The sequence below is a fragment of the Bradyrhizobium sp. NP1 genome, from assembly GCF_030378205.1.
In the GTDB taxonomy this organism is placed as follows: Bacteria; Pseudomonadota; Alphaproteobacteria; order Rhizobiales; family Xanthobacteraceae; genus Bradyrhizobium.
The window spans coordinates 2,490,496-2,510,930 of record NZ_CP127385.1 but is presented as its reverse complement, the minus strand read 5'-3'; the positions used below and the strand labels follow the sequence as shown (position 1 = coordinate 2,510,930).

The following is a 20,435-nucleotide window of genomic DNA, read 5'->3' as shown; positions in this document are numbered from 1 at the left end:
ATGGACCCGTCAACGCCCTTCATCCGCCGGCCGGTCGCAACGACACTGTTGACCTTCGGGCTTGCGGCTGCCGGCGCGGTCGCCTTCTTCAAGCTGCCGGTGTCGCCGCTGCCGCAGGTCGACTTCCCGACCATCTCGGTGCAGGCGACGCTGCCGGGCGCAAGCCCGCAGGATGTCGCGACCACGGTGGCAAGCCCGCTCGAGCGCCATCTGGGGCAGATCGCCGACGTAACCGAGATGACATCGCAAAGCTCGGTCGGCAGTGCGCGCATCACGCTGCAGTTCGGGCTCAACCGCGACATCAACGGCGCGGCGCGCGACGTGCAGGCGGCGATCAATGCGGCCCGCGCCGACCTGCCGACCAGCCTGCGTTCCAATCCGACCTACCGCAAGGTCAACCCGGCCGACGCGCCGATCCTGATCCTCACGCTGACCTCGGCTACCGCGACCCGCGGCGACCTCTACGACGCGGCCTCCACGGTGCTGGCTCAGAAGCTCTCACAGGTCGAGGGCATCGGCGAGGTCGTGGTCGGCGGCAGCTCGCTGCCGGCGGTGCGCGTCGAGCTGATACCGCAGGCGCTCTACCAATACGGAATTGGCCTCGAGGACGTGCGCGCCGCGCTCGGCAGCGCCAACGCCCACAGCCCGAAGGGCGCGATCGACGTCGGCGACCGCCGCTACCAGATCTATGCCAACGACCAGGCCAACAAGGCCGACGACTACAAATCGCTGATCGTCGCCTATCGCAACGGCGCGCCGGTACATCTCACCGACGTCGGCGACGTCGTAGACGGGGTGGAGAATCTGCGCAATGCCGGCCTCGCCAACGGCAGGCCGGCAGTGCTGATCATTCTCTACCGCCAACCCGGCGCCAATATCATCTCGACGGTCGACGCCGTGAAGGCGCTGCTGCCGCAACTGAAGGCCTCGATCTCGCCCGCGATCGACATCGGCGTCGGCGTCGACCGCTCGACCACGATCCGCACTTCCTTGCGCGACGTCGAGCGCACGCTGATTCTCGCCGTGCTGCTCGTGATCATCGTGGTTTTCGCGTTCCTGCGGAACCTGCGCGCGACCCTCATCCCCGTGGTCGCGGTTTCGGTGTCGCTGGTTGCGACATTTGGCGCGATGTACCTGATCGGCTACAGCCTCGATAACCTGTCGCTGATGGCGCTTACGGTCGCGACGGGATTCGTCGTCGACGACGCTATTGTCGTGCTCGAAAACGTCACCCGCTATATCGAGCAGGGCCTGTCGCCGCTCGAGGCGGCGCTCAAGGGCGCCAACGAGGTCGGCTTTACCGTCCTTTCAATGAGCATCTCGCTGATCGCCGTGTTCATACCGATCCTGTTGATGGGCGGCATCGTCGGACGCCTGTTCCGCGAATTCGCGATGGTGATCTCGATCTCCATCCTGATCTCGCTCGCCGTCTCGCTCTCGACCACGCCGATGATGTGCGCCGTGCTGCTGCGCGGCGAAAGCGGCGAGCCGCACGACCGGCTCTACCGCGCCAGCGAGCGTTTCTTCGACGCGATGCTTTCGTTCTACCGCAGCACGCTCACCGCGGCGCTCGAGCATCCGCGCTCGGTGATGCTGATCCTCGCGGCCGTACTCGGCCTCAATTTCTATCTCTACGACGTGATCCCGAAGGGCTTCTTCCCGCAGCAGGATACCGGACGCATCATCGGTTCGATCCAGGCCGACCAGAGCATCTCGTTCCAGCTCATGCAGCAGAAGCTCTCGCAGTTCGTCAACATCATCAAGGACGATCCGGCGGTCGAGACCGTGGTCGGCTTCACCGGCGGCGGCCAGACCAATTCCGGCTTCATGTTCGTGTCGCTCTATCCGCTCAATCAGCGCAAGATCAGCGCCGATGGCGTCATCGCGCGGCTGCGGCGCGAGATGGCGGTGGTGCCCGGCGCCACGCTGTTCCTGCAGTCGGTGCAGGATATCCGCGTCGGCGGCCGCGCCAGCAACGCGCAATATCAGTACACGCTGCAGAGCCCGACGCTGGAGGAGCTCAATGAATGGTCGCCGAAGATCGCAGCCGCGCTGCAGCGCGAGCCGAACCTCACCGACGTCAACAGCGACCAGCAGAACAAGGGGCTGGAATCCGACCTCGTGATCGACCGTGATGCCGCAGCAAGGCTCGGCATCACCGTGAGCCAGATCGACAACACGCTGTACGACGCGTTCGGCCAGCGCCAGGTCTCCACCATCTATGTCGCGCGCAACCAGTATCACGTGATCATGGAGGTGGCGCCGCGCTACTGGGAAAATCCGGAGACGCTGAAGGACGTCTATATCTCCACCTCCGGCGGCTCGGTCGGCGGCTCGCAGGCGACCAATGCGGTCGCCGGAACCATCGTCGGCGGCAAGGCGACGGCGGCCAGTTCCGCCAACGCCCAGGCCGCGCGCAATCAGGCGACCAACTCGATCGGCGCGACCGGCAAGGGCGTCGCCTCCACCGGATCGGCAGTCAGCACCTCGAAGGAAACCATGATTCCGCTGTCCGCCGTCGCCCGCTTCGTGCAGGGCGCGACGCCGCTTGCGGTCAACCACCAAGGCCTGCTGGTCGCCAGCACCATCTCCTTCAACCTGCCGGAAGGCGTCTCGCTCTCCACCGCGACCGCAACCATCGAGGCGACGATGAACCGGATCGGCGTGCCCGCGACGATTCGCGGCACCTTCCAGGGCACGGCCAAGGCGTTCCAGGATTCGCTGAGCAACCAGCCTTTCCTGATTCTCGCGGCGCTGGTCACGATCTACATCGTGCTCGGCGTGCTCTACGAGAGCTACGTCCACCCGCTGACGATCCTGTCCACCCTGCCGTCCGCCGGCGTCGGCGCGCTGCTGGCGCTGATGGCGTTCAAGACCGAATTCAGCATCATGGCGCTGATCGGCGTGATTCTGCTGATCGGTATCGTGAAGAAGAACGCCATCATGATGATCGATTTCGCGCTGGAGGCCGAGCGCGGGCGGGGCTTGAGCCCGCTTGACGCGATTCGCGAGGCCTGTTTGTTGCGCTTCCGCCCGATCATGATGACGACGATGGCCGCCATGCTGGGCGCACTGCCGCTTGCGCTCGGTATTGGCGAAGGCGGCGAGCTGCGCCAGCCGCTGGGAATAGCGATCGTCGGCGGACTGATTCTCAGCCAGGCTCTGACGCTTTATTCGACACCTGTGATCTATTTGTATCTAGACAGACTCCGTCTGCGGAGCCAACGTTTCAGGGGTGGGGCCCCGCACGCGCCCGGGCCTTCGCTGCAACCGGGCGAGTAAATGCCGACAACTGCTTCAATTCGACCCATCAGGACAATCCACACGCCTGCCCGGATCACCCGCGCGCGTGGCCGAAAGCTCGGCCGCTCGCTGCGCGGCGCGCTGGCGGCGCTCCTGCTCGGCCCGCCGCTGTCCGGCTGCATCCTCGGCACGGAACGGCCGGAGCTCGCGCTCGACATGTCCGACAACTATCGCTACGCGTCGAAGCACAATGCGGATGCGGCCGTGCCGATGCTGGACTGGTGGCGCGGCTTCCGCTCCGGCGAGCTGACCTCGCTGATGGAAGAGGCCCAGACCTACAATCTCGACATCGCAGTCGCGATTGCGCAGATCGTGCAGGCGGACGCGCAGGTCGGCATTGCCGGCTCCCCGCTGCTGCCCTCGCTGACCGGAAACGCCAGCGGCGAAGCCATGCAGCAGGCCGGCATCAGCCTGCCGCGGTTCAACGTCAATCTCACCGCAAGCTACATGCTCGATTTCTGGGGCCGCAATCGCGCCCTGCTCTATGCTGCCGAAGAGAATGCAACGGTCTCGCGCTACAATCGCGAGGTTGTCGCGCTGACGTCGATCGTGACGGTCGCCAACACCTATTTCCAGGTCCTCGCAGCTGAAGACCAGCTCCGCGTCACCCGGCAGAACCTCGCGGCGGCCGAGCGCATCCTGACGCTGGTCCGCCAGCAGTTCAACGGCGGCACGGCCTCGCAGCTCGACCTGTCGCAGCAGGAGGCGCTGGTCGCGACGCAACGCGCCAACATCCCGCCGCTCGAGGTCACGCGCGATCAGAACATCGCCGCACTGGCCGTGCTGGTCGGCCGGGCGCCGGCGAATTTCACCGTGCGCGGCGGCTCGGCGCGGCAGATCGCGGTCCCCCGCGTGACGCCGGGCCTGCCTTCCGAACTGCTCTACCAGCGGCCGGATATCCGACTGGCGGAGGCGCAGCTTGCCGCCTCCAATTTCAACGTCGAGGCGGCACGCGCCGCGTTCTTTCCGCAGATCCAGCTGACCGGCACCACCGGCTATCAGAGCACCGCGCTTGCTTCGCTGTTCACGCCGGGCGCCTGGTACTACACCGCGATTGCAAGCCTGACCCAGCCGATCTTCGACGGCTTCCTGCTGGAAAGCCAGTTGAAGCAGGCCAAGGGCGTGCAATTGCAGAACCTGCAGACCTATCGCAAGACCGTGCTGTCGGCCTTCGCTAACGTCGAGACGGCGCTGATCGCGCTGCAGAAGTTCACGCTGCAGGAGAAGCTGCAGTCGGATGCGGTCGCAAGCTCGCGCAAGGCGTTCGACGTCGCCGAAACCCAGCTCCGCGGCGGCACCATCAACCTCATCACGGTGCTGCAGGCGCAGCAGACGCTGTTCACGGCCGAGAGCACGCTGGTGCTGGTGCGCTTGAACAAGCTGCTCGCCGCGACCAGCCTGTTCCAGGCGCTGGGCGGCGGCTGGACGCCGCGCGGCACGTTGGTGTCATTCCAGCAACCAGACGGGAGCGTTCGGTGAGGCGGCTGTTTGGGATCGCGCTGATCGGGATGCTGCTCACACTCGTGCCGGCGGCATTCGCCCAGCAGCCGGGCATCTCGATTCCGATCAATCGCCTGCCGCTCGCTTTCGGCATGACCGCCGACGAAGCCTCGATGGCGCTGGGCGTACCCCTGATCTATGTGCGCGGCCGCCCCGGCAATGAGCTGTATCTCGCGCTTCCCAACGTCAAGGGCATGACGCTGGCCTACCGCAGCGACGCCCTCTATCTGCAGTTCCGGAAGTGGCACCTGACGGGCTGGAAGGGCGACTGGGGCACGATCAGGCCGTGAGGCAAGGAATGACGCACATGATCAAATCGGGTATCGGACTGGCCGCGACGATCCTGCTGTCCTTGACCGCAGCGCCGGCCTGCGCGTGGGACTACCCCGTTGTTCGCTACGGCAACACCAGCGGCTGGCACTACGACAACCGCAATGACGATCGCGACTTCCCGACCAACGGCTTCTTTCCCGGCAATTTCGCCGCCGATCCCTCGATCGCCTGGATCGGCGCCGCCGGGCTCCTTGGCAGCAATCCCTGGCGCTCAGCCGTGCCCTATCCGTCGCAAGTCACGATCGTCCCGGCAGCTGCGCCAAATTTTTGCGCCCGTCGCTATCGCTCCTATGATCCCGTGACCGGCACTTTTCGCGGGCGCGACGGCCGCCGCCATCCCTGCTGATCGCAAGAGCGCTTTTTAGCGCCACATCGTCGGTGCGTCGGCAAGCGCTTCCCTGCCCGCCTTCTTCAAGTCATCGATCGACCAGTCGCTTTTGGTCGCGGCCTCCAGCAGCCGCGACGCCACGCGCGTTCGCGTCGACGTTTCCAGTTGCGGAACGTCCTCGCAGAGCTCGTCGAGCACGGCGCGCAACAGCGCCGCGGTCTTGGGATCAAACATGGGCTCTCCAAGAGCGAAATCACCAGCGAAATCACCAGCGAAAATCACCTGCGTGGCGGTTTAGTCGCGGCCGATGTCAGCCGTGTTAAGCTCACGAAGATGTTCACAGGCAAAACCCGGCGGCCCGGCGAAAGGTTGGCGCCGGGGGTGACAGCATCAGGTCTTGCGGGCTGGCCGGGCAAGCGTAGTCGTTGCTCGCCCAAGGGAGAGCTCGCCGCGGCAGCTCACGGCGTCGCCGATCGGATCAAGAAGAAGCGACGCAGTGTCCCTGTCGCGCGCGATTGGCCAGAAGTCCGCCCGTCAGGCGCCCTTCTCGCACTTCTTCATGAATGAGGTCTTGGCCGCGCCCGCAAGGGCCTTGCCGTCGGAGCCCACGGCCTTGGCCGCACACTGATCGGCCATGCACTTCTTCATGAAGGACGTTTTCGCAGCGCCCGCCAACGGCTTGCCGTCCTTGCCGACTGCCTTGCTGTCGCAGGATTCCTGCGCGAAGGCCGAACCGATCGCCAGCGTCGCGATCACGGCAGCCAGAGCAATGCTTCTCACCATGGGTGTCCTCCTGACATCGTGGGAACCGAATTTGACCGCAGAACGTGCGGCCGATCAAGTCCTCCCGTCCGCCGTACAGAGGCCGCCGCAGTGCACATTGCAGCAACTTCTCCGCCGCTCCATCGACAGCCGACGCGCTCGTGATCTCGAAAGCCTTGCCGCCGGCCGACCGCGCATCCTACGCTGCCGGTAACCGGATCGGCTGGCGCCTGGAGCGGCAGCTTGAAAGCCGGCACGGTCTGGCCGCGCGCCAGACCGGACAAAAATCAACAGGGAGGAATGGTCATGACGACGCGCCGTGATTTTCTCAGGAACGGCACGGCCGCTGCGGCAGGCATCGTGTTCTGCAGCTGCGGCCTCCTGAAAGGCGCGCATGCGCAGCAGCCGGCTCGGCAAACCCTTCCCGTCACGGTCGGCGGCAGGCGCATCAAGACGATCGACGTGCACGCCCACTGCCATTTCCATGAGGCCGGCGCGCTGATCGGCCCCGACGCCGCCAAGCTCCAGATTCCGCCGGTCAACGGGGCCGAAGAAGCCTTCATCGAGGTCGACAAGCGGATCGCCGCCATGGATTCACAGGCGATCGACATGGAGGTGCTGTCGATCAATCCGTTCTGGTATGACCGCGATCGCGACCTGGCCGCCCAGATCGTCAAGGTCCAGAACGAGAAGCTCGCCGAGCTCTGCGCGTCCAAGCCAGACCGCTTCGCGGCCTTCGCCTCGCTGACCTTGCAGGCGCCCGACCTTGCGGTGCAGGAGCTGGAGACCGCGGTGAAGAAGCAAGGCCTCAAGGGGGCAGCCATCGGCGACGTCGTCAACGGCGTGGAATTCTCGGACCCGAAATTCAATCCGGTATGGGCCAAGGCGGAAGAGCTCGGCGTGCCCCTGTTCATCCATCCGCAGGGCATCCCGGAATTGAACAAGCGCCTTGCCGGCAATGGCTGGCTCGGCAACACCATCGCCAACCCGCTGGGCACCACGATCGCGCTATCCCACCTGATCTTCGAGGGCACCTTCGACCGCTTTCCCGGGCTGAAAGTGATCGCGGCCCATGGCGGCGGCTACCTGCCCTCCTACGCCGACCGCTCGGACCATGCCTGCCTGGTCGGCCCGAAAGGCTGCAATCCCGACGTCAAGCTGAAGAAGAAGCCGACGGAATATCTCAAGCAGATCTATTTCGATTCGCTGATCTTCGAACCAGAGGCGATCCGCCATCTGATCGCCCAGGTCGGCGTCGGCCAGGTCGTGCTTGGCAGCGACTATCCCTACCCCTGGGAGATGCACCCGGTCGACCCGATCCTGGCCACCGCATCGCTCAGCGAGGACGAGAAGGCGGACATTCTCGGCCGCACCGCAGCAAAGTTGTTCAGCATGAAGACGGGCTAGGCATGATGCGGAAAAGTGGACACCGGTTTTCCGAACAACATCATGCCTAATCAAAAGGCTAGTCCCGCTTGAAGCGGTAGTTGAAGCGATCGCCGTCGCCGATCACACGGCCGGCGGTCGGCGCCGGGAAATGCACCGGCAGGATCAACGTGTCGGTGTCGGCGACGGAAGCGAAGAATTTTCGGCGCGACACCGCCGACTGCTTCGGGTCCCAATCCGGCTTCGCCGACCAGTCCGGCTCGCGGCACTGGATCACGTGGTGCATGAGGTCGCCGGCCACCACCGCGCGCTGGCCGCGCGAAAAGATATTGACGCAGCAGTGACAGGGCGAGTGCCCTGGGGTCGGCGTCAGCGTGATAGTGTCGTCGAGCTCAAAATCGTCGTCGACCAGCAGCGCCTGGCCTGCCTCGACAATGGGCAGGCAATTGTCGCGGAACACGGTGCCGGGCGGGTTGGCGCCCTTCCTGTGCTCCGCCTCCCAGGCCGCATATTCGCGCTTGTGGAAGATGTATTTCGCGTTCGGGAAGGTCGGCACCCAGCGGCCGTCGCGCAGCGTGGTATTCCAGCCGGTGTGGTCGATGTGCAGGTGGGTGCAAAAGACGTAGTCGACCTTGTCGAAGCTGACCCCGAGCGCGAACAGCTCGTGGCGCCAGCGCTCCTTGCCGGGAAAGTCGAACGGCGGCGGGTGGCCCTTGTCCTCGCCGGTGCAGGTGTCGACCAGGATGGTGTGGCGCGGCGTGCGCACCACGAAAGTCTGATAGGTGATCAGCATCATGCCGAGCTCGGCGTCGTAGGCTTCCGGCTCCATCGACGGCAGATGATGCCTGAAGGTGGCCTCGTGATAGGCCGGAAAGAAATCCCGCGGGCGCCGCCACGGCCCTTCGCGTTCGATCACAGCATCGATGGTGATGTCGCCAATCCTGAGCTGCTTCATTGTTGGGTTTCCTCCCCGGCTGAGGCCGGGCGAGCGTATCGGGCGCCTCCTCCCTGTTCAAGCGAGCCGGGCGAGCGGCACGGGCCTTCACAGGAACGCTGCAGGCGCTAGACTTCGCCTTCAGAAAAAGACGAATTGAGGGGAGGAACCGATGAAAGACCACCATATCTCTCGCCGCGCCGCACTCGCCGGCTCCGCGGCCGCCGGCGCACTGGCGCTGGCCGGCTTTCCGGCACGCGCCGCCGAGGTGCAATGGAAGAAATATGCCGGAACGAAGCTCGAGGTGATCCTGGCCAAGGGACCGCGCGGCGACAATCTGCAGAAGAACATCAAGGAATTCACCGAACTCACCGGCATCGAAGTCGAATCCGAGCAGATCCCCGAACAGCAGCAGCGCCAGAAGGCGGTGATCGAGCTGGCGTCGGGCAAACCGAGCTTCGACGTCATCCATCTCAGCTATCATGTGCAGAAGCGGCAATTCGAGAAGGCCGGCTGGCTGGCCGACATGTCCGGATACCTGAAAGATCCGACCATGACCGTGCCCGATCTCATGGAGAGCGACTTTTCCGCTGCAGGCCTCGTCTACGCCAAAAACGACAAGGGCCAGATGCTCTCGCTGCCGTGGTCGGTCGACTACTTCATCCTCTACTACAACAAGGAGATGTTCGCGAAGAAAGGCGTCGCCGTTCCGAAAACGCTCGACGAGATGGTTCTGGCCGCCGAAAAGCTCACCGATCCCAAGGACGGCACCTTCGGCTTCGTCGGACGGGGCTTGCGCAACGCCAACATGACGCTGTGGACCAATTTCTTCCTCAACTATGGCGGCGAATTCCTTGACGCCAAAGGCAATATCCTCACCGACGGCCCCGAGGCGATCGAGGCGACAAAGCTCTATCAGCGGCTCCTGACCAAGGTCGCACCGCCCGGCGTCGCCGGCTTCAACTGGATGGAGTCGATGGCCTCCTTCACGCAAGGCAGATCGGCGATGTGGATCGACGGCGTCGGCTGGGCGCCGCCGCTGGAAGATCCGAACGCCTCCCGCGTCGTCGGCAAGGTCGGCTACACCGTCGTGCCCGCCGGGCCCAAGGGGCAATATTCCGCGACCTATGGCGACGGCATCGGCATTGCGGCGGCGAGCAGGAACAAGGAGGCGGCCTACCTGCTCTGCCAATGGGTGGTCTCGAAGGCGCAAGGCGCGCGCCTCGTGCAGGCCGGCGGCGGCGTGCCGTTCCGCAACTCCGTGCTCAACGATCCCGAGATCCAGAAGGGCGTCAAGCTGCCGCAGGAATGGCTGCAGTCGGCGATCGACTCCGCCAAGATCTCCAAGCTCGGCCTGCCGGTCGTGATTCCCGTCGCCGAATTCCGCGACATCGTCGGCGCGGCGCTGACCGCGACGCTGTCGGGCGCCGATCCCGCGACCGAGCTGAAGAAGGCGCATGAGCAGTTCCGCCCGATCCTGGAGCGCAGCGAGAAAGCGTGAGCACGATCGCGCAATCCACGAAAGCCCCGGCGCGGATCGAGCCCGCGCCGGGCGAGGCCTCGCGTCCCCCCTCATACTGGCCGTTCGTGCTGCCGGCGCTCGTCGTGGTGCTGGCAGTGATCGTGTTTCCCTGGCTGTTCACGATCTGGATGAGCTTCAACGAGTGGAAGGTCGGCTCGCCCATCACCTTCGTCGGCTTCGCCAACTATCTGCGCCTGCCCGCCGATCCGCGTTTCATCGAGGCGGTCGGACATACCCTGCTCTACACCGCGCTCTCGGTGCTGCTGCCCCTGATCTTCGGGACCTTCGCGGCGGTCGTCTTCCACGCCAAATTCCCCTGGCGCGGCTTTCTGCGCGGGGTGTTCATCATGCCGATGATGGCGACCCCGGTCGCGATCGCGCTGGTGTGGACCATGATGTTCCACCCGCAACTCGGTGTCCTGAACTACCTGCTGTCGCTGGTCGGCCTGCCGCCGCAGCTCTGGGTGTTCCACCCGGCCACAGTTATCCCGTCGCTGGTGCTGGTCGAGACCTGGCAATGGACGCCGCTGGTCATGCTGATCGTGCTCGGCGGCATCGCGGCGCTCCCGACCGAGCCCTACGAGAGCGCGCAGATCGACGGCGCCGGGATGTGGCAGATGTTTCGCTACATCACGCTGCCCCTGATCACGCCCTTCATCTTCATCGCCGCGATGATCCGCACCATCGACGCGGTGAAGAGCTTTGATGTGATCTTCGCGATCACCCAAGGCGGCCCCGGCTCGGCCTCGGAAACCATCAACCTCTACCTCTACAGCGTCGCCTTCGTCTATTACGACCTCGGCTACGGATCGGCGATCGCTGTGGTGTTCTTCGCCCTGATCGTGACGCTGGCCGCCGTGCTGCTTTATGTGCGCCAGCGCACGCTGTGGACCGAGATCGGCGGCACATGACTATTCGGCAGATCATGGGCAAGGTCGGACTTGCGATCGCGGTGTTCATCATCGTCTCGCCGGCAATCCTGTTCTTCCTCTGGATGCTCTCGCTGTCGGTCAAGTTCGAGGTCGACAACGCGTCCTATCCGCCGATCTTCATCCCCGAGCATTTCGCCTGGAAGAACTATGCCGACGTGCTCGCCTCCAACCGCTTCCTGACCTATTTCAGGAACAGCCTGATCGTCACCGGCTCCGCCACGCTGCTTGCGATGCTGGTCGGCGTGCCCGCCGGCTACGGCATCGCCCGGATGGCCGCGCACAAATCGGCAATCGTGATCCTGATCGCGCGCATCACGCCGGGCCTGTCCTATCTCATTCCGCTGTTCCTGCTGTTCCAGTGGCTCGGCGTGCTCGGCACGCTGGTGCCGCAGATCATCATCCATCTCGTGGTGACCGTGCCGATCGTGATCTGGATCATGATCGGCTATTTCGAGACCACGCCGATCGAACTCGAAGAGGCGGCCCGAATCGACGGCGCCACGCGCTGGCAGGTGTTTCGCCACGTCGCGCTTCCGGTGGCGCGGCCGGGGCTGGCGGTGGCCTTCATCCTCGCCGTGATCTTCTCCTGGAACAATTTCGTGTTCGGCATCGTGCTGGCCGGCCGCGAGACCCGCACCCTGCCGGTCGCCGTCTACAACATGATCTCGTTCGACCAGCTCAGTTGGGGACCCTTGGCCGCAGCCGCACTCATCGTCACCTTCCCCGTACTTCTACTGACGCTGTTCGCGCAACGGCAGATCGTCGCCGGGCTCACCGCGGGCGCAGTCAAGGGCGGCTGATCAACCATGAGTGGCGGTGTCGTAGGTGGCTGACGCAACCCGACCGTGGACCGCTTCTTTCAGATTCGGTTTTCAAACAACCGAAGACATGCGGTGCATTCCCGCGGCGCGCTTGCGCCCGAGTTCTGTGCGTAGCATGTCCCTCTGACAGCAGAGGGCGCAGGGAAAGCCGGGCGCTGGCCGCACCCGCAGCCTCGCGTGCGAAAGTAAAAAGCACACGAGTTAGTCACCACAGGTACTGCCGATCCATCCGGCCTTCCCTGCGCAATGGTTTTAACGGTTTCCTTCGTGCTCTCCCCGATGACCGGGCTTTCTTGCCACCGTCATCAACGGATCATCGTCCATTGACTTGGCATCAGCGTCGGGATGCCAGGACCACACGACTTCGCCGTCCGCCTTGGCGTCGCTCGTCTGGCAACGCCGCCGCGTCCATCGCACCCCGCCTTACGTTTCGTGACGATCGCGATACGCCCTCTTGTCGAGGCGGGACGCGCCGATTGAAGCCACTGATTTGCCCGACGGCTCAAGCGGAATATTTTTCGCTTGAGGACTGGACGACCCAAATCAGCCTGAAATTGCTCGAAAAAATTCGCGTTTTGGCGCATGCGATTTCGCGCGCTTTGGGTAGGCTTGCGAGCGACGGCCTCATCAACAATCGAACTGGCTTGCCCGACCGGCTGGCGCATGCGGAAACGCGCGCGTTGAGAGCCGCGCGATCGCTCTATCCAGACAGGACCGTCACGCGCAGGCACGTTGCGGGATGGAAAGCAGTGCCCTGCGGGCGCTTTTGTTGAACAGGGCCGCACTGACGCGCGGCGCGGCCAGCAGCTATGCCTGGCTCAACGCCTGCTCGATATCCGCGATCAGATCGGAGGGATGTTCGATGCCGATCGACAGGCGGATCGTGGAGTCGAGGACGCCAATCTTCTGGCGGATGTGAACCGGAACGCCGGAGTGGGTCATGCTTGCCGGGAGGCTGGCAAGAGACTCGGTGCCGCCCAGGCTTACCGCCAGCTTGAAGATTTGCAGCGCGTTGAGGAATTTGAATGCGGCGGCCTGCCCGCCAACGATGTCGAACGAGAATGTGGAGCCCGCGCCGGTGCATTGTTTCGCGAAAACACGGCCCGCAGGAGAAGCGTCTTCGTGATGACCGAGATAATGCACCTTCGCCACCTTGGCGTGGTCGACCAGGTAATCCGCGACGATCCGCGCGTTGGCGTCGGCCTTCTCCATGCGGAGCCCCAACGTCTCGAGTGACCGGCTGATCATCCAGCACGAATGCGGGTCCAGCTGGGTGCCAATGGCACTTCGCAGCGCTTTGACGCTTTTGATGATCGCCTTTGAGCCGAGCACGGCGCCCGCGATCAGGTCCGAATGACCACCTACATATTTGGTCAGCGAGTACAGCGAGACATCCGCGCCGTGCTCGATCGGCCGCTGAAACACCGGTCCCAGCAGCGTGTTGTCGCATACGACCATCGGGGTGTGGCCCTGGGTCCGGCCGATCATGTCGGCGACGCGGCGAATCATTGCGATATCGACCAGACCGTTGGTGGGATTGGCAGGCGTTTCGATGAAAATCATCGCGACCCTGCCCTTGCGCATGGCGTCCTCCGCTGCCAGTGCGACTGCGGTTTCGTCGGTCCCGTCCGCAAAGCCGACCGCGCCAATGGAGAGGCCCGCAAGCGTGTTCGCAAGCAGCGTTTCCGTCCCGCCATAGAGCGGTTGAGAGTGCAGAATGACGTCACCGGGGCGCACGAACGCCAGGATCGTCGTCGCGATCGCGGCCATGCCGGACGAGAACAGCGCGCAATTCTCGGTGCGCTCGTAGACGGCTAGCCTGTCCTCCACGATCTCGCTGTTGGGGTGATTGAATCGCGAATAGACCAGCCCCGCCCCCATCCCCGCGGGAGGCTCGCGCCGGCCTGCCACGAAATCGAAGAAGTCCTGCCCGTCTTCGGCAGACCTGAAAACGAAGGTCGAGGTCAGGAAGACCGGCGGTTTGATGGCACCTTCCGATAGTTGCGGGTCGTAGCCGTAGCTCAGCATCAGCGTTTCGGGATGCAGCATATGGTTGCCGATGTGGGTCTTCGAGGGAAACGGTTTCACCATGGCCTGCCTCGCTGTCTGGATTCGGATGCTCGCCCCGCGCTCAAGAGTCCATTTGGATGGACACTCCGTTCGTTTTATACTCGCCTGGGAAACAGGTTCCAAAGCGGATCTGCGCTAGACCACGAACCTGCGTTGGAGAAAATGAGTCCCGCACCGATCATCCAGACACCGCAGGCGGTTGCGACCGAAACTTTCACCGATGCCGACGCTGCGGTCAGCCGCGTTGAAGAAATCTACGAGCGCAACACAAAATTCCTCAGGGACCGTTTTGAAGCCTATGCCAATGGTGAGGCGCTCACGACACGCGTGCGCGCCTGCTATCCGTTTGTCCGGGTCACGACCTCGACCCATGCGCGGCTCGACTCGCGCCTCGCCTATGGATTCGTCGCGCGGCCGGGCGTGCATGAAACCAGCGTGACGAGGCCGGATTTGTTCCGGACCTACCTCACCGAGCAAATCGGATTGTTGATCAAGAACCACGGCGTGCCGGTCGAGATCGGCGTGTCGAACGAACCGATCCCCATTCATTTCGCCTACCGGCGCGACATCAACGTCGAGGCGACGCTCACCAACGGTTCGATCGACATGCGGGCGCTGCGCGACGTGTTCGATACGCCCGATCTCGCCGCCATGGACGATGCGATCGCCGACGGAACATTCGAACTTCCGCCCGGAGTTCCGGAACCGCTCGCCTTGTTCCGCGCGGCGCGCGTCGACTACTCGTTGCGTCGGCTTTATCATTATACGGGCACCGATCCGGAGCACTTCCAGAACTTCGTGATCTTCACCAACTATCAGTTCTATGTCGATGCCTTCGTGCAGTTGTGTCAGCAGCGCCTGGCTTCGGGCCAGATCGGTCCCGATGCGTTCGTCGGGCCTGGAAACGTCGTGACGCGCAGCATACGTCTTGGCGGCGGCACCTCCGGGGTTGCCCCGGAGCGCATGCCGCAAATGCCGGCCTTCCATCTTGTCGAGCCTGGATATGGCGGCATCACGCTGATTAACATCGGGACTGGCCCATCCAACGCCCGAAACGTCACGGACCACGTCGCCGTGCTGCGGCCGCACGCCTGGCTGATGCTGGGGCATTGCGCAGGCTTGAGGAACACGCAGCGGCTCGGCGATTACGTCCTCGCTCACGGCTACGTTCGCGAGGACCATGTGCTTGATCATGAGCTGCCGCTGTGGGTCCCGATTCCCGCGCTGGCAGAGATGCAGGTCGCGCTCGAGCAGGCCGTCGGCGAGGTCACCGGACTATCGGGTTTCGAGCTCAAGCGGCTGATGCGCACCGGAACGGTGGCGAGCGTCGACAATCGCAATTGGGAAATCAGCGGTCCTTCGGTCATCCGGCGTCTGTCGCAATCGCGCGCGGTCGCGCTCGACATGGAGTCGGCAGCCATCGCGGCCAACGGCTATCGTTTCCGCGTCCCCTATGGCACCCTGCTTTGCGTCTCGGACAAGCCGCTTCATGGTGAGATCAAGCTCGCCGGCATGGCCAGCGAATTCTACCGCCAGCGCGTCGGCCAGCACCTCGAGATCGGCCTGAAGGCGCTCGAGCGGCTCAAGCACCAGGAATCGGAGCGTCTGCATTCACGCAAGCTTCGGAGCTTTGCCGAAGTGGCGTTTCAGTAGCCGCGTGCTCACGCGGCAAGGCCGGCATGACGGAGCCCCCGGGCAAAGGCGTCGGCATCCTCCGCCCGGCGGAACGGCGCCAGGTCCGTCAAACTGGAAGCGCGCAGGCCGCGATCACACGCGAGCACCCGCGCAAGAGCCTGCTGCGCCTGGTCCAGCCGTCCGGCGAGCGCGCTGCTGGCTGCGGATACGCTATTCGCCAAAAGGAGAATCGGATTGTCGCGCGTCACCTTTTCGGCGTATGAGGCGGCCACGTCATAGCGGCCGGCGATAAAGTGAGCATACGCCATCGCTCCGTACAGGCCGTACATGGAAGGATCGAGCGGATTGAGGCGCATCGCTCGCGCGACGTGATCGAGCGCAAGGTCGGACTCGCCCCTCCACACCCTCAACCAGGCACTGAGCATCCAGCCCAGCGCGTAGTTGGGATTGACGGCCAATCCCTGCTCCATGAGCATCGCCGCATCGTCGAACTCCCGAGCGACAAAGGCGAGGACGTATCCGCCCATGCACAAGGCCACCGGATCGTCTGCTCCGACCTGCACGCCCTTGCGCGCCAGCCTTACGCCCTCCGCACTTTCCTCCGCCCGCCTGTCCGTCCAGCCGTTGGCTTTGCGACGGGCGTAGCACCACGCAGCCATGCCGTAGGCGGAGGACAGCCGCGGGTCGAGCTTGATCGCCTTGCTGAACAGCTTCAGCGCATCGCTGTTTGCCTCCCTGCTCCACCAGCGGGCTTTCGCCATCCCGCGCAGGTAATAGTCGCGCGCATCGAGGTTTTCTGTCGGCTTGTGCCTGGCGCGCTTGATCTCCTCCTGCTGCAGCTTCGGAGCGATTGCGCCGACCACGCGGGACGTAACGTGATCCTGGAGTTCGAACACGTCTTCGAGCGCTCCCTCGAAACGATCCGCCCAGAGGTGCGCGCCCGTTTCGGCATCGATCAGCTGGCCCGCGATTCGAAGGCGGTTTCCCGCCTTGCGCACGCTTCCTTCGAGGATGTAGCGCACCCCGAGGTCGCGGCCGACCTGCTTCACGTCGACAGTGCGGCCCTTGTAGGTGAAGCTCGAATTGCGTGCGATGACGAACAGCCAGCGAAAGAGCGACAGCGCCATGGTGATGTCTTCCACGACGCCGTCGGCGAAATGCTCCTGCTCGGGATCCGAGCTCAAATTGACAAACGGGAGCACCGCGATAGAAGGCTTCAAGGGAAGCGGCAGGACGGGCTTTGACCCCTCCGGATCGCCAGCGAGCTCCGCCCGTGCTGTCGTGTCCGCTTCCCGCACCTGGCCGACGAAGCGAAAGCCCTTTCGCGGCAGCGTCCTGATCAGGCGCTGCTGCTCACCGGAATCCCCGATTGCATTTCTGGCAACATTCAGACGGGTCGTCAGCGCGGCATCGGAGACGATGCGGCCGTTCCAGATGACCTGGATCAGCTCGTCCTTGCTGACGACCCGGTCTCGCTCCCGGACCAGGTATTCGATCAGGTCAAAAACCTGAGGTGCGACAGGGACAACCTCCTGCCCGCGGCGCAGCTCGCGCAGGCCGACGTCCAATGCATATTCCTCGAAGAGATAGCGCAATTTGCCAAATCCTCGGACCCGCCGGTGCGCGCCCAGAACAAGCGGACTTAAAGGTAAGCCACACGTAAGGAAAATGTAAGCCGCTCGTTAAGCGCGATTTCCCGGGTTTCGTACTCTCAGATCGGGTGGAAAGCGTTACCCGGAGATTCTCCGATGGATACGATCTACGTCCTGGTCAGATCGACGCAGGCCATCGTGGCGACGCAACCCACCCTCGGCTGGTTGCGACGTTGGTGGGATGGACTTCTGGAACGGTACGAGCGCCGGACGTTGCGGGCGCGTCTGTGTGACCTGAGCGAACGGGAGCTGCAGGACATCGGCACGACGCGCGGCGAGATCGACTACGTCGCCGCCAATCGCGCCACGGACCCGCGCAGTGTCATGCACTCGCAATGAACGATCGTGGCGGGGAGCGATCAAGGCGCGCCTGCACGCGCGCAAGCTCCGAAGCTTTGCGAAAGCTGCGTCTCAGTAGCGCCGCGGTCGGACGCGGCCGCCTACCACAGCCGGCACACTGCGACATGATTGAGGTCCGCCAGACGGCGTTCCGCATTGGCTTCAACATTCAGGCTTGCCAGCAACTCAACCAGGCGATGATGGGCACGGTCGGCGACCGCGACCGGCAACGGCTCTTCATCGAACGCTTCGATATAGCTGCCGACCATATTCTTGAGCAGCTGGCATAGAGCCAGCTGTTCAGGCTCGCTCCTGCCTAGCGTCTCGAGCTTTTGCTGGAAGATCCGGAAGGTGTGCAGACCGTGGGGCTGCTGCGCGAGCCACGCATGCAAGTCATTCATTTCAGCCTCTTCAAGTGGGAGAAGAAGCTACCGGGTTATACGCCCGGTCACGCTATCGCGCTACCAAACCCAGGCATGACAGAGCCGCGTCGTCGCATATCAGATTGTCTCGGCCTCACTCCGGCGCACCTGTTGAGCCGGCACCGGCAGCCAGCCGACTTGGAGCGGTCAGATCCCGGGTCCCCGACGGCACGGAGGCTGGGGCGGCGCCATCGGTCGGCTCTGCCGAAGGCGGCACGATGATCGCCGTGAAGCGCTGGCTGGCACCGGGCTGGCCCAACAACATCGAGCGGACGACAAATTCCGACCTGACAAACCGCGACGTGCGCGCCGCGATCTGCTCCATTGCGGCAATGCAGCCCGCATCTTCGCCAAAGCACAGCGCGGCCCATCCTCGTTCGAGGACATCGCTGCTCGCTGGTCCCCGTATCCCCGGATTGACGAGGTGCTGCTCATAGAAAGGATGATCCGGACTGTAGAAGGCGAGCGCCAGGGCCAGATCGTCGTCGCCGACGACAGCCGGTAGCGCGGCATCGGATTGCGCGCGCCAGAGCCGTGTCAGTTCCTCGGCCGCCATCCGATAAAAATTGCGGCCTTCGTGCAGCGGATGGGAATTTCGATAGAGCGCATGAACAGGTGCCGCCACCACGGCGGCCAGAACCCCGATGGCGATGACCGCGACGGCGAGGTTGACGGTGTGGAAGCGCTCGATCGAATAGCTGGCGCCGCAGACAATCAAAATCGCGATCATGAAACTGCCTTGCAGAGCCCAGATCGGCTCCATGTCGGTCCCGAGCGCGACCGCGGTGATCGCGGGGAAGATCATTGTCCCGACGCTGACGAGAAACAGCAGCCATAGCCCGGAGTTCAGCGCCCGGAAGTCCCGGGAAAACCTCTTGAGCCGTTCTCCCGCGATCAGAATCCATGCCACCGCAGGTAGCACGAGGACCATCGCAGCACCCGGAATGAAGAGAAGCGCTGCCAGCACCGACGGGCCAAAGGCCTTGCCCGCATGCGTCGCGAGCGCATAAACGCACGGTTTAGCGCCGGTCGTTACAAGCCAGTACAGGTGTGGTCCGAGCGACGCCAGGCCCACAATCACCGAGATCCAGGGGACGCACGAACCAAAATAGGCGCGGCGTTGCGGATGACAGATCGCGGCGAAAGCAAAGCTGATAATCAGAAACACCGAATAATACTTGCCAAGCATCGCAAGCGCGCCTGCTACGCCCGCCGCGACCGCCCAACCGAGCCGGCGGGTTTCAAACGACTTGAGAAAGCAATAGGTCGCAAGCGGCCAGGTCGCCAGCAGTACAGCGTTGGCATTGAAGCGCTGGGCGTGAAACTGATAGGTCGGCAGCAGCATGAGAAGCAACAGCACGACCAGCCTCTTGTCGCCCCTTACGAAGCAACGCGAAATCAGATCGACGATCCACAGCGCGATCGCCGAATTGGTCAATGCCATCAACTGAAACGACCAATTGCTGAGCGGAAAGATCGATGTCCAGGCTCGCGCTACCCACCCCATCAGGGGCGGATGCTTGGCGTAGCCCCATTCGAGGCTGCGCCCGAGTGTCCATGTTTCGAGCACGTCGGGATGCAGGTCACCGCCAAAATAAGCGATAGACAGGAAGCCCTGCCAGACCGCGACGAAACCAAGCACCAGCAGCGGAACAGCCCAACCCGCTTCGACGCCGTCCATCCAGGTCAGAATTGGCTGCCGCCAGCGCCCAAAGGAGACTCGCGGGCGCGCAGCCACCAGGGGCGCGACAAATCCATCGCTTGCGATAGGGCAAGACAAGTCTCGTCCTCCACTCGCATTGCGACGCCGAGGTGACAATCCGCCCGCGCCTCAAAACAGCGCGTGTTCGGCTTCATTAAAAAATGTTCATGTCCCAAATCGAAAGTCTTGGTGAAGAAATTGAGATCATATGCGTTCAAAAAAATGCTTCGGAGGCGGCAGCCGTATCGTGCGATGCCCCCTCCGGCACACGGATGCCGTGCCAGGTCATCTTCTTGTCAAAAAGACGATCCCGAGCAACGGCCATATTTCGACGTGGTCACGGTGGCTCGGCGCGACGGTCAACCGGGGGTGGAAAGCAGCAGCGGACGACGCGTCTAGTGTGGCTTTGGCCGGAGTTCATAAACCGCCGTACCGAACATCGATGGAAACTGCGGTGGCTCCGGGTCGGATCTCCCGATGGCCACAAAAAACGAACTCAGCCGGCATTCGGCCTTCCAGAATTCGGACAATACGGTGCATTCGTTCGCCGCCATGTTGTAGAGCGTCCGACGCGCGGCGTCCTGGGCCGTCGGGCTTGGCACCTCGCGCGGATCCGCCAGTCCGTCAATGCGAGCCCGGAACGTCGTCGTGATCTCGATGATCGGATCGGAGTCAAATGCCGAAGCGGCCTCGTCCGCGCCGGTCCTGGCTGCCGTTTGCGCAGACGCGGTTGTCATCGACACAAGCGTCGCAAGTAGCGTGACAAGAAGGCTTTTCATGGGTCTTCCAATTCG

Annotated in this window: 21 protein-coding genes; 12 read left to right on the top strand and 9 right to left on the bottom strand. The window is 63.6% G+C overall.

All coding sequences use genetic code 11. The features are described from left to right. Genes QOU61_RS12010 through QOU61_RS11995 form a run of 4 tightly spaced genes read left to right on the top strand, consistent with a single transcriptional unit; the run spans position 1 to position 5,482 of the window. Entirely contained in the window at positions 1 to 3,282 is a 3,282-nt protein-coding gene (locus QOU61_RS12010; RefSeq protein WP_289658588.1) for an efflux RND transporter permease subunit, read from the top strand. Beyond that, a complete protein-coding gene (locus tag QOU61_RS12005) occupies positions 3,283 to 4,782 on the top strand; it encodes an efflux transporter outer membrane subunit (protein WP_289658586.1) in 1,500 nt (499 codons plus the stop codon). It begins immediately after the preceding gene. After that, on the top strand, positions 4,779 to 5,093 hold the full coding sequence (locus QOU61_RS12000; protein ID WP_289658584.1) for a hypothetical protein: 315 nt from the start codon (positions 4,779 to 4,781) through the stop codon (positions 5,091 to 5,093). Before QOU61_RS12005 ends, QOU61_RS12000 begins: the two co-directional genes overlap by 4 nt. Positions 5,094 to 5,110: 17 nt before the next feature. Then, complete coding sequence (locus tag QOU61_RS11995; protein WP_289658582.1) at positions 5,111 to 5,482, top strand: BA14K family protein; 372 nt, start codon at positions 5,111 to 5,113, stop codon at positions 5,480 to 5,482. A 15-nt stretch (positions 5,483 to 5,497) separates the two neighbouring features. On the opposite strand, the gene QOU61_RS11990 is transcribed toward QOU61_RS11995, so the two are convergent. After that, positions 5,498 to 5,698 (bottom strand): hypothetical protein, encoded by a 201-nt coding sequence (locus QOU61_RS11990; protein ID WP_289658580.1) that lies wholly within the window; start codon positions 5,696 to 5,698, stop codon positions 5,498 to 5,500. A gap of 300 nt (positions 5,699 to 5,998) precedes the next feature. Continuing rightward, positions 5,999 to 6,247 (bottom strand): hypothetical protein, encoded by a 249-nt coding sequence (locus QOU61_RS11985; protein ID WP_289658578.1) that lies wholly within the window; start codon positions 6,245 to 6,247, stop codon positions 5,999 to 6,001. A 140-nt stretch (positions 6,248 to 6,387) separates the two neighbouring features. On the opposite strand from QOU61_RS11985, the gene QOU61_RS11980 reads away from it, so the two are divergent. Together QOU61_RS11980 and QOU61_RS11975 are read left to right on the top strand one after the other, a co-directional pair. Next, positions 6,388 to 6,549, top strand: a complete 162-nt coding sequence (locus QOU61_RS11980) for a hypothetical protein (RefSeq protein ID WP_289658576.1) — start codon at positions 6,388 to 6,390, stop codon at positions 6,547 to 6,549. Further along, complete coding sequence (locus QOU61_RS11975; RefSeq protein ID WP_289658575.1) at positions 6,533 to 7,633, top strand: amidohydrolase family protein; 1,101 nt, start codon at positions 6,533 to 6,535, stop codon at positions 7,631 to 7,633. The genes QOU61_RS11980 and QOU61_RS11975 overlap by 17 nt, the downstream gene beginning before the upstream one ends. Positions 7,634 to 7,691: 58 nt before the next feature. Here the strand turns inward: QOU61_RS11975 and QOU61_RS11970 are convergent, their stop codons facing one another. Further along, a complete protein-coding gene (locus QOU61_RS11970) occupies positions 7,692 to 8,567 on the bottom strand; it encodes an MBL fold metallo-hydrolase (protein ID WP_289658574.1) in 876 nt (291 codons plus the stop codon). Positions 8,568 to 8,718: 151 nt separating this feature from the next. Here QOU61_RS11970 and QOU61_RS11965 point away from each other — a divergent pair, with 151 nt between their 5' ends. From QOU61_RS11965 to QOU61_RS11950, 4 genes are all read left to right on the top strand, one after another. Beyond that, a complete protein-coding gene (locus QOU61_RS11965) occupies positions 8,719 to 10,047 on the top strand; it encodes an ABC transporter substrate-binding protein (protein ID WP_289658572.1) in 1,329 nt (442 codons plus the stop codon). Beyond that, entirely contained in the window at positions 10,044 to 10,979 is a 936-nt protein-coding gene (locus tag QOU61_RS11960) for a carbohydrate ABC transporter permease (protein WP_502876919.1), read from the top strand. Before QOU61_RS11965 ends, QOU61_RS11960 begins: the two co-directional genes overlap by 4 nt. Further along, positions 10,976 to 11,800 (top strand): carbohydrate ABC transporter permease, encoded by an 825-nt coding sequence (locus QOU61_RS11955; protein WP_289658571.1) that lies wholly within the window; start codon positions 10,976 to 10,978, stop codon positions 11,798 to 11,800. The genes QOU61_RS11960 and QOU61_RS11955 overlap by 4 nt, the downstream gene beginning before the upstream one ends. A 497-nt stretch (positions 11,801 to 12,297) precedes the next feature. Continuing rightward, positions 12,298 to 12,594 carry a hypothetical protein gene (locus QOU61_RS11950; protein ID WP_289658570.1) on the top strand — a complete coding sequence of 99 codons (297 nt, stop codon included), beginning with the start codon at positions 12,298 to 12,300 and terminating at the stop codon, positions 12,592 to 12,594. Between the two features lie 34 nt (positions 12,595 to 12,628). Here the strand turns inward: QOU61_RS11950 and QOU61_RS11945 are convergent, their stop codons facing one another. After that, on the bottom strand, positions 12,629 to 13,912 hold the full coding sequence (locus QOU61_RS11945) for a cystathionine gamma-synthase family protein (protein ID WP_289661465.1): 1,284 nt from the start codon (positions 13,910 to 13,912) through the stop codon (positions 12,629 to 12,631). Positions 13,913 to 14,053: 141 nt separating this feature from the next. On the opposite strand from QOU61_RS11945, the gene QOU61_RS11940 reads away from it, so the two are divergent. Further along, a complete protein-coding gene (locus tag QOU61_RS11940) occupies positions 14,054 to 15,544 on the top strand; it encodes an AMP nucleosidase (protein WP_289658568.1) in 1,491 nt (496 codons plus the stop codon). A gap of 8 nt (positions 15,545 to 15,552) precedes the next feature. Here the strand turns inward: QOU61_RS11940 and QOU61_RS11935 are convergent, their stop codons facing one another. Beyond that, a complete protein-coding gene (locus QOU61_RS11935) occupies positions 15,553 to 17,121 on the bottom strand; it encodes a winged helix-turn-helix domain-containing tetratricopeptide repeat protein (protein WP_289658566.1) in 1,569 nt (522 codons plus the stop codon). Between the two features lie 153 nt (positions 17,122 to 17,274). On the opposite strand from QOU61_RS11935, the gene QOU61_RS11930 reads away from it, so the two are divergent. Next, positions 17,275 to 17,517, top strand: a complete 243-nt coding sequence (locus QOU61_RS11930) for a DUF1127 domain-containing protein (RefSeq protein WP_289658564.1) — start codon at positions 17,275 to 17,277, stop codon at positions 17,515 to 17,517. 101 nt (positions 17,518 to 17,618) lie between these two features. On the opposite strand, the gene QOU61_RS11925 is transcribed toward QOU61_RS11930, so the two are convergent. From QOU61_RS11925 to QOU61_RS11910, 4 genes are all read right to left on the bottom strand, one after another. Further along, complete coding sequence (locus QOU61_RS11925) at positions 17,619 to 17,918, bottom strand: hypothetical protein (RefSeq protein WP_289658562.1); 300 nt, start codon at positions 17,916 to 17,918, stop codon at positions 17,619 to 17,621. 115 nt (positions 17,919 to 18,033) lie between these two features. Further along, positions 18,034 to 19,620, bottom strand: a complete 1,587-nt coding sequence (locus tag QOU61_RS11920; protein ID WP_289658560.1) for a glycosyltransferase family 39 protein — start codon at positions 19,618 to 19,620, stop codon at positions 18,034 to 18,036. Between the two features lie 5 nt (positions 19,621 to 19,625). Beyond that, a complete protein-coding gene (locus tag QOU61_RS11915) occupies positions 19,626 to 19,859 on the bottom strand; it encodes a hypothetical protein (RefSeq protein ID WP_289658558.1) in 234 nt (77 codons plus the stop codon). A 177-nt stretch (positions 19,860 to 20,036) separates the two neighbouring features. Continuing rightward, positions 20,037 to 20,420, bottom strand: a complete 384-nt coding sequence (locus tag QOU61_RS11910) for a hypothetical protein (protein ID WP_289658557.1) — start codon at positions 20,418 to 20,420, stop codon at positions 20,037 to 20,039. Between the last annotated feature and the right edge of the window lie 15 nt (positions 20,421 to 20,435).

What these genes read in the sequence shown, in the direction of transcription:
- QOU61_RS11930 (WP_289658564.1), top strand. Translation starts at nt 17,275, where the DNA reads ATGGATACGATCTACGTCCTGGTCAGATCGACGCAGGCCATCGTGGCG.
- QOU61_RS11995 (WP_289658582.1), top strand. Translation starts at nt 5,111, where the DNA reads ATGATCAAATCGGGTATCGGACTGGCCGCGACGATCCTGCTGTCCTTG.
- QOU61_RS11925 (WP_289658562.1), bottom strand. Translation starts at nt 17,918, where the DNA reads ATGAATGACTTGCATGCGTGGCTCGCGCAGCAGCCCCACGGTCTGCAC.
- QOU61_RS11965 (WP_289658572.1), top strand. Translation starts at nt 8,719, where the DNA reads ATGAAAGACCACCATATCTCTCGCCGCGCCGCACTCGCCGGCTCCGCG.
- QOU61_RS11940 (WP_289658568.1), top strand. Translation starts at nt 14,054, where the DNA reads ATGAGTCCCGCACCGATCATCCAGACACCGCAGGCGGTTGCGACCGAA.
- QOU61_RS11910 (WP_289658557.1), bottom strand. Translation starts at nt 20,420, where the DNA reads ATGAAAAGCCTTCTTGTCACGCTACTTGCGACGCTTGTGTCGATGACA.
- QOU61_RS11920 (WP_289658560.1), bottom strand. Translation starts at nt 19,620, where the DNA reads ATGGACGGCGTCGAAGCGGGTTGGGCTGTTCCGCTGCTGGTGCTTGGT.
- QOU61_RS12005 (WP_289658586.1), top strand. Translation starts at nt 3,283, where the DNA reads ATGCCGACAACTGCTTCAATTCGACCCATCAGGACAATCCACACGCCT.
- QOU61_RS11985 (WP_289658578.1), bottom strand. Translation starts at nt 6,247, where the DNA reads ATGGTGAGAAGCATTGCTCTGGCTGCCGTGATCGCGACGCTGGCGATC.
- QOU61_RS12010 (WP_289658588.1), top strand. Translation starts at nt 1, where the DNA reads ATGGACCCGTCAACGCCCTTCATCCGCCGGCCGGTCGCAACGACACTG.
- QOU61_RS11945 (WP_289661465.1), bottom strand. Translation starts at nt 13,912, where the DNA reads ATGGTGAAACCGTTTCCCTCGAAGACCCACATCGGCAACCATATGCTG.
- QOU61_RS11975 (WP_289658575.1), top strand. Translation starts at nt 6,533, where the DNA reads ATGACGACGCGCCGTGATTTTCTCAGGAACGGCACGGCCGCTGCGGCA.
- QOU61_RS11990 (WP_289658580.1), bottom strand. Translation starts at nt 5,698, where the DNA reads ATGTTTGATCCCAAGACCGCGGCGCTGTTGCGCGCCGTGCTCGACGAG.
- QOU61_RS11970 (WP_289658574.1), bottom strand. Translation starts at nt 8,567, where the DNA reads ATGAAGCAGCTCAGGATTGGCGACATCACCATCGATGCTGTGATCGAA.
- QOU61_RS11955 (WP_289658571.1), top strand. Translation starts at nt 10,976, where the DNA reads ATGACTATTCGGCAGATCATGGGCAAGGTCGGACTTGCGATCGCGGTG.